This window comes from Actinomycetospora sp. (assembly GCF_055612215.1).
Window position 1 is genome coordinate 1 of sequence record NZ_JBVPVA010000288.1, and the last position, 5,481, is coordinate 5,481.

Here is a 5,481-nt window from a genome sequence, read left to right on the forward strand (position 1 = left end):
GTCCTCGAGTCGGCCCGCCTGCTCGCCAACGCCGCCCGCCTGCTCGCCGACCGCGTCCTCGAGGGCACCGAGGCCGACGAGGAGGCGTGCCGCCGGTACGCCGAGTCGTCGTCGGCGATCGTCACCCCGCTCAACCGCCTGCTCGGCTACGAGGAGGCGGCGAAGATCGCGAAGAAGGCGATGAAGGAGCGGCGGACGATCCGCGAGGTCATCGAGTCCGACGGCTACGTCTCGGAGGGCAAGTTGACCCAGGAACAGCTCGACGACGCCCTCGACGTGCTCGCGATGACGCGCGTGGACGCGTAGCGCCTCCGTGCTCCTCGCCGCCGTCGTCGACGCCTCCGCCCAGGTCGCGGCGACCCGTTCGCGCAAGGCCAAGACCGCCGCCCTCGCGGCGGTCCTGGCGGCGGCCGGACCCGGGGAGGTCCGGCCGGTCACGGCGTGGCTCGCCGGCGACATGCTGCAGGGCCGGACCGGGATCGGCTGGCGGACGCTCTCGGGCGTCGACGCCGAGCCCGCGGCGGAGGCGTCGCTGTCGGTCGACGACGTCGAGGCGGCGCTGGACCGGCTCGCGGCGATGGCCGGGTCGGGCACCGGGGTGGGCGCCCGCCGCACCGCGGAGCTGACGTCGCTCCTGGGCGCGGCGACCGCCGACGAGGGCCGCTTCCTCGTGCGGCTGCTCGGTGGCGAGCTGCGCCAGGGCGCGCTCGAGGGGCTGATGATCGAGGCCGTGGCGTCCGCGGCCGGGATCCCCGCCGACGCGGTGCGGCGCGCGTTCATGCTCTCCGGCCGGCTCCCGACGACCGCCGAGGCCGCGCTGACCAGCGCCGACCCGGTCGCCGCGCTCGGCGCGATCGGGCTCGAGGTGATGCGCCCGGTCCGCCCGATGCTCGCCTCGCCGGGGGACTCGCTGGAGGCGACACTCGCCGACCTGGGCAACCCTGATCCGTCCCGTCGCTCCGCTCGCCTGGAGATCGTCGTCGAGCACAAGCTCGACGGCGCGCGGATCCAGGTGCACCGCCGCGGCGACGAGGTCCGGGTGTGGTCGCGGACGTTGCACGAGATCACCGACTCGGTGCCGGAGATCGTCGCGCTGGTGCGCGACCTCGACGTCGAGACCCTCGTGCTCGACGGCGAGACCCTGGCCGTCTCCGAGGACGGGCGCCCCCGCCCGTTCCAGGACTCGATGAAGGGCCTCGGCAACGGCGCCATGCAGCCGTGGTTCTTCGACTGCCTGCACCGCGACGGACGCGACCTGATCGACGAGCCGCTCGACACCCGTCGCCGGGAGCTCGCCGACGTCGTCGGGGACCGCCTGATCCCCGGCGTCGTGCGCCCCACGCCCGAGCAGGCCGCCGACGAGGTCGCGGCGGCGCTGGCCGCCGGGCAGGAGGGCTCGATGGTCAAGGCCCTCGACTCGACCTACACGGCCGGACGGCGCGGGAAGTCCTGGCAGAAGATCAAGCCGGCGCACACGCTCGACCTCGTCGTCCTGGCCTGCGAGTGGGGTTCCGGACGGCGCCGTGGGTGGCTCTCCAACATCCACCTCGGGGCGCGCAGCGGCGACGAGTTCGTGATGGTCGGCAAGACCTTCAAGGGCATGACCGACGAGACCCTGCGCTGGCAGACCGAGACGTTCCCGCGGTTCGAGACGTCGCGGGACTCCTACACCGTGTACCTGCGCCCCGAGATCGTCGTCGAGATCGAGCTGGACGGGGTGCAGACCTCGACCCGCTACCCCGGCGGCGTCGCGCTGCGGTTCGCGCGGGTGGTGCGCTACCGCGACGACAAGCCGGCCGCCGAGGCGGACACCATCGAGACGGTCAAGGGCCTCCGGCCCATGTGAACGATTGTCGTCGTCCTGGCGACCACGATCGTTCACATGCGACAGCTCAGCTCCAGCCCGTCCCCCAGCGGCAGCCGCTGCGAGCGGTAGCCCGCGCCGCGGACGTGGGCCAGGTAGTCGGCGAGCGCGTCCGGGAACATGTCGGTGTCGTCCGCGATGACCAGGGCGCCCGCGCGCAGCCGCGGCTCGACGACCTCGAGCACCGGCAGGTAGAGCTCGCTCCAGCCGTCGAGCAGCAGCAGGTCGACGGCGTCGGGCAGCTCGGCGAGCGTCTCCCGGGCGTCCCCGACCCGCAGGTCGACGAGGTCGTCCAGCCCGGCGCGGCGCAGGTTCGCCGCCGCGAGGGCCGCCTTCGTCGGCTCCAGCTCGGTGGTGACGACCGTGCCGCCGCCGGTGTCGCGCAGGGCGGCCGCGAGGAACGTCGTCGCGACCCCGAACGAGGTGCCGAACTCGACGACGGTGCGCGCGCGGGTCGCGTGGACGAGCGTCGCGAGCAGGTCGCCGACCTCGCGGGGCACGCAGATCCAGGCCTCGCGCAGCTCCGGGGCCAGCGCCGTCTCGGAGATCGGGCCCTCCGCGGCGGCCCGGGCGACGATCGCCGCCAACTCGGGCTCCTGCGCGTCGGCGGCGTGCAGCATCTCGTCGAGGAGGGTGCGGACGGGGTCGGTGTCGAGCGTGGAGCGCGCTGTGGTCGTCATGGCGACGACGCTAGGTCCGCTACGGATTGTGTTCCAGACACGCGTGCTGACCCTAGGATTGCGTCCCGTGCAATCCGCCGACCTGAACCTCCTCGAGGTGCTCGACGCGCTGCTGCAGGAGGGCAGCGTCACCGGGGCTGCACGGCGGCTGCAGCTCAGCCCACCGGCGGTGAGCCGCTCGCTCGCCCGCCTGCGCCGCGTCACCGGCGACCCGCTGCTCGTCCGCGCCGGCCGCAGCCTCGTGCCCACCCCGGCCGCCGAGGCGATGCGTGGCTCGGCGCACGACGTCCTCGCCGCCGCCCGGGCGCTGCTCTCGCCCCGGGCGACCCCCACCGACGCGGAGATCGAGCGCTCGCTCGACGCGGTGCTGACCATCCGCACCAGCACCGACGCCGTGGAGGAGTTCGGGCCCGACCTGCTGGCGGCGATCGCGGCCCGGGCGCCCCGCGCCCGGCTCCGGCTGGTCGGGGAGGGCGACGAGAGCGCGGCGGACCTGCGCAGCGGAGCGGTCGACCTCGACCTCGGCGGGCCGCTGGCCGACGACGACGGGTTGCGGCGCGAGACCCTCGCCCGCGACGAGATGGTCGTGATCGGGCGCCCGGACGGGGGCTTCGCACGGCGGCTCGGGGACCGGGCACCGGCGGCGGACGACCTGGCCGCCGTCGGGCACGTGAACGCCACGCGGCGCGGCGTGCTCCGCGGCCCCCTGGACGACGCGCTCGCCGGGCAGGGCCTCGGGCGCACCGTCGTCGCCACCGCCCCGGGCTTCTCGGCGGCCTGCACGCTGGTCCGCTCCGCCGACCTGGTGTGCCTGGCGCCCGAGCGCCTCACCCGCCGGGTGCGGGGCGCCGAGCTGCGCAGCTGGCCGTGCCCGGTGCCGTTGCCCACGGTGCACCTCGTGCAGACGTGGCACCGGCGCACCGACGCCGACCCGGTGCGGCGCTGGCTGCGCGACCGGGTGCGGGAGGTGGTGGGGAGCGGGCCCACCGGCCGGTAGCCTGTGCGCACGTGCGGTTCCTCGACGGGCACGCCCCGGGCAGCATCGGCCACGACCTGACCTACGACGACGTCTTCCTCGTTCCCGAGCGGTCCGACGTCGCCTCCCGGTTCGACGTCGACCTCACGGTCGCCGACCCCTCCGGCGCCACCATCCCGATCATCGCAGCGAACATGACCGCGGTGTCCGGGCGGCGGATGGCCGAGACCCTGGCGCGGCGCGGCGGGATGGCGGTGATCCCCCAGGACGTCGACGCCGCCGCCGTCGCGGACACCGTCGCCGGGGTCAAGTCGCGGCACACCGTCTGGGACACCCCCGTCGTCCTGCACCCCGGCGAGGCGGTCGCGGACGCGCTGAACCTGGTGAGCAAGCGCGCGCACGGCGCGGTCGTCGTGGCCGACGACGGCGGGCGCCCGCTCGGCGTCGTGCGGGAGTCGGACTGCCACGGCGTCGACCGCTTCACCCGCCTCGCGGACGTGCTGGTCCCCGCCGTCACGGTGTCGGTGGGCACCGAGCCGCGCGAGGTCTTCGAGAAGCTGTCGGCCCCGGGGGCGGGCGACCTCGCGGTCGGCGTCGACGCGGACGGTCGGCTCGCCGGGGTGCTGACCCGCACCGGCGCGCTGCGCGCCGAGGTCTACTCCCCCGCGCTCGACGCCGACGGCCGGCTGCGGGTCGCCGCGGCGCTCGGGGTGACCGGGGACGTCGCCACGCGGACCAAGGAGCTGGTCGCCGCGGGGATCGACGTGCTCGTGGTCGACACCGCGCACGGCCACCAGGAGAAGACGATCAGCGCGCTGCGGACGGTGCGCGCGACCGCACCCGACGCGGTCGTCGTCGCCGGCAACGTCGTGACCGCCGTCGGCACCGTGGACCTCGTCGAGGCCGGGGCGGACATCGTGAAGGTCGGCGTCGGGCCGGGCGCGATGTGCACGACGCGGATGGCGACGGGCGTCGGGCGGCCGCAGTTCTCGGCGGTCGCGGAGTGCGCGGCAGCGGCCCGGGCGCGCGGGGCCCACGTGTGGGCCGACGGCGGGGTGCGCCACCCCCGCGACGTGGCCCTCGCGCTGGCCGCGGGCGCGTCGGCGGTGATGGTGGGGTCGTGGTTCGCGGGCACCTACGAGTCGCCGGGGGATCTGCAGCGCGACGAGTCGGGCGCGCCGTACAAGGAGTCGTTCGGGATGGCCTCGAAGCGGGCGGTCACCGCGCGCACCCGCACCGACTCGGCGTTCGACCGCGCCCGCAAGGGCCTGTTCGAGGAGGGCATCTCCTCCTCGCGGATGCGCCTGGACCCGGCCCGCCCCGGCGTCGAGGACCTGCTGGACACGATCTTCGCGGGTGTCCGCTCGGCGTGCACCTACACCGGGGCGGCGACGCTCGAGGAGTTCCACGCGCGGGCGCTGCTCGGCGTGCAGTCGGCGTCGGGGTTCGCGGAGGGTCGCCCGCTGCCGGCCGGGTGGTGACCGTTCGTCGTTCTGAGCGAGGGCACCTTCGGTCGGTCTATCCGACTGAAGGTGCCCCTCGCTCGATCACGGGGCGGGGGCTACGGGGCCTCGCCCTCGAGCATCTCGGTGACCAGCGCGGCGATCGGCGAGCGCTCCGAGCGGGTCAGCGTGACGTGGGCGAACAGCGGGTGGCCCTTGAGCTTCTCGATCACGGCGGCGATCCCGTCGTGGCGGCCGACCCGCAGGTTGTCGCGCTGGGCGACGTCGTGGGTGAGCACCACGCGCGAGTTCGTGCCGAGCCGGGAGAGCACGGTGAGCAGCACGTTGCGCTCGAGCGACTGGGCCTCGTCGACGATGACGAACGCGTCGTGCAGCGACCGTCCGCGGATGTGGGTCAGCGGGAGCACCTCGAGCATGCCGCGCTCGATGACCTCCTCGACGACGTTGGTCGAGACCAGCGCCCCGAGGGTGTCGAAGACGGCCTGGGCCCAGGGCGCC

The 5,481-nt window shown here is 75.1% G+C and carries 5 protein-coding genes and 1 pseudogene; 4 read left to right on the forward strand and 2 right to left on the reverse strand.

Annotation, left to right across the window (positions count from 1 at the left end; translation table 11 throughout):
- A pseudogene (aspA, locus tag AC0CYZ_RS07965) lies at positions 1-306 on the forward strand (aspartate ammonia-lyase); the annotation flags it as partial.
- Between the two features lie 7 nt (positions 307-313).
- Positions 314-1,846, forward strand: coding sequence for an ATP-dependent DNA ligase (locus AC0CYZ_RS07970; RefSeq protein WP_472214032.1), 1,533 nt, complete (start codon positions 314-316; stop codon positions 1,844-1,846).
- 32 nt (positions 1,847-1,878) lie between these two features.
- Here the strand turns inward: AC0CYZ_RS07970 and AC0CYZ_RS07975 are convergent, their stop codons facing one another.
- The gene (locus AC0CYZ_RS07975; protein WP_472214034.1) at positions 1,879-2,544 is read right to left on the reverse strand and encodes an O-methyltransferase; all 666 of its coding nucleotides are present in this window, start codon (positions 2,542-2,544) and stop codon (positions 1,879-1,881) included.
- Between the two features lie 67 nt (positions 2,545-2,611).
- On the opposite strand from AC0CYZ_RS07975, the gene AC0CYZ_RS07980 reads away from it, so the two are divergent.
- Both AC0CYZ_RS07980 and AC0CYZ_RS07985 read left to right on the forward strand, forming a co-directional pair.
- The gene (locus AC0CYZ_RS07980) at positions 2,612-3,541 is read left to right on the forward strand and encodes a LysR family transcriptional regulator (protein WP_472214036.1); all 930 of its coding nucleotides are present in this window, start codon (positions 2,612-2,614) and stop codon (positions 3,539-3,541) included.
- Between the two features lie 11 nt (positions 3,542-3,552).
- Positions 3,553-5,001, forward strand: a complete 1,449-nt coding sequence (locus AC0CYZ_RS07985; RefSeq protein ID WP_472214038.1) for a GuaB1 family IMP dehydrogenase-related protein — start codon at positions 3,553-3,555, stop codon at positions 4,999-5,001.
- Positions 5,002-5,081: 80 nt separating this feature from the next.
- On the opposite strand, the gene AC0CYZ_RS07990 is transcribed toward AC0CYZ_RS07985, so the two are convergent.
- Positions 5,082-5,481: PhoH family protein (locus AC0CYZ_RS07990; protein WP_472214040.1), on the reverse strand; the 400-nt coding region annotated here is incomplete at its 5' end.

Bases quoted from the DNA above. Each gene is read 5' to 3' on its own strand.
- AC0CYZ_RS07975 (WP_472214034.1), bottom strand. From the start codon at position 2,544: ATGACGACCACAGCGCGCTCCACGCTCGACACCGACCCCGTCCGCACC.